At 69.9% G+C, this 2017-nt stretch carries 1 protein-coding gene; it reads left to right on the forward strand.

What is annotated here, in order from left to right:
* Positions 1 to 2017, forward strand: a 2017-nt coding sequence (locus AB0L33_RS35095; protein ID WP_365687821.1) for a type I polyketide synthase, incomplete at both ends; no start/stop codon positions are given.

Here is a 2017-nt window from a genome sequence, read left to right on the forward strand (position 1 = left end):
AGCTCTCATGTCGACTGGTCCGCGGGCGCGGTCGAACTGCTGACCGAGCAACGTGCCTGGCCCGAGGTCGACCGCCCCCGCCGTGCCGCGGTGTCGTCGTTCGGGATCTCCGGGACGAACTCCCACGTCATCCTGGAGCAAGCGCCGCCCGAGCAGGACCCTGTCGTGGCCGGTGCGCAGCCCGCGCTGGTGCCGTGGGTGGTCTCCGCGCGCAGTGCGGAGGCGCTACGCGCCCAGGCAGCGAACCTCGCCGAGTTCGTACGCGGCTCTGACGCGTCACTGCTGGATGTCGGGTACTCGCTGGCCTCGGCCCGCACGGCTTTCGAGCACCGCGCGGTAGTCGTGGGCGCGGACCGGGACGAGCTGGTCGCCGCACTGGAGAACGTGCGTGCTGCAGGTACTGCCGGGCCGGCGCGGACCGCGTTCTTGTTCACGGGGCAGGGGTGCCAACGTCCGGGTATGGGCCGGGAGCTGTATGAGGCGTTTCCGGTGTTCGCGGAGGCGTTCGACGCGGCGTGCTCCTACCTCGATGGACATCTGGGCCGGTCGTTGAAGGATGTGGTGTTCGGGGGTGATCCGGTGCTGGATCAGACCCGGTTCACGCAGGCCGCGCTGTTCGCGCTCGAATCAGCCCTGTTCACGCTGGTCTCTTCGTTCGGGGTGCGCCCGGATGCGCTGATCGGGCACTCGATCGGTGAGGTGACCGCCGCATACGCGGCGGGGGTGTTCTCCCTTGAGGACGCGTGTGCCCTGGTCGCGACCCGGGGCCGGCTGATGCAGGCCGCCCGCACCGGCGGAGCCATGCTCGCCATCGCCGCACCGGAGACGGAGGTGGTCCCGGAACTGGTCGAGGGCGTGTCCCTCGCCGCCGTCAATGGCCCGGCGGCGGTCGTGGCCTCCGGTGATGCGGACGCGGTTGGGGTCCTGGAGGAGCTGTTCCGTGGCCGTGGGGTCAAGGTCAAGCGCCTCACCGTGTCCCACGCCTTCCACTCCGCGCACATGGACAGTGCTCTGGCTGAGTTCGAGGAGACGATCGGCTCTCTCACGTTCAACGAGCCGCAGGTCACAGTCATATCGAACGTGACCGGCCAGGTCGCCGACGAGCTGACCAGCCCGGCCTACTGGGCGCGTCAGATCCGTGCGGCCGTCCGCTTCGACGACGGCATCCGCACTCTCGACGCCCAGGGCATCACCACGTATCTCGAACTCGGCCCGGACCCGGTCCTGACGTCCCTGGTCCACACCACCCTGGACACCCCCACCGCCGCATCCGTCCTCAACGTCCGCAGCGAGGAGCCCCGCGCCCTGCTGCAGGCCCTGGGCACCGCCTACACCAGCGGCACCGATGTCGACTGGACCGCTGCCCTGCCCGGCGGGAACCGCGTCGATCTGCCCACCTACGCCTTCCAGCACGAGGAGTTCTGGCTCCACCCCGTCGATCACACCGATGTCGCCGCAGCCGGACTCGACACCGGCGGACACCCCCTGCTCGGCGCTGCCGTCGAGATCGCCGAAACCGGACACCTCGTCCTCACCGGGCTCCTCACCGACCAACGCCTGCCCTGGCTCACCGACCACACCATCGCCGGCACCACCCTCCTGCCCGGCACCGCCTTCGTCGACCTCGCCCTCCACGCCGCCCAACTCACCGGCCTCACCACCATCGAAGACCTGATCCTCGCCGCACCCCTCACCCTCACCCCCCACACCCCCACACGCCTCCAGGTCACCGTCGAACCCCCCGACCCCCAAGGCCGACGCGCCCTGACCATCCACTCCCGCACCGACACCACCGACACCTGGACCCCCCACGCCACCGGCACCCTCACCCCCCACACCCAACCCGCACCCCCCACACCCACCACCTGGCCCCCCACCAACGCCACCCCCCACGACCTCACCAACATCTACGACCACCTCGCCGACCAGGGCTACACCTACGGACCCCACTTCCAAGGACTCACCAACCTCTGGCACCACAACACCGACCTCTACGCCGAAATCCACCTCCCCACCC

Source organism: Streptomyces sp. NPDC052299, from assembly GCF_040679335.1.
In the GTDB taxonomy this organism is placed as follows: Bacteria; Actinomycetota; Actinomycetes; order Streptomycetales; family Streptomycetaceae; genus Streptomyces.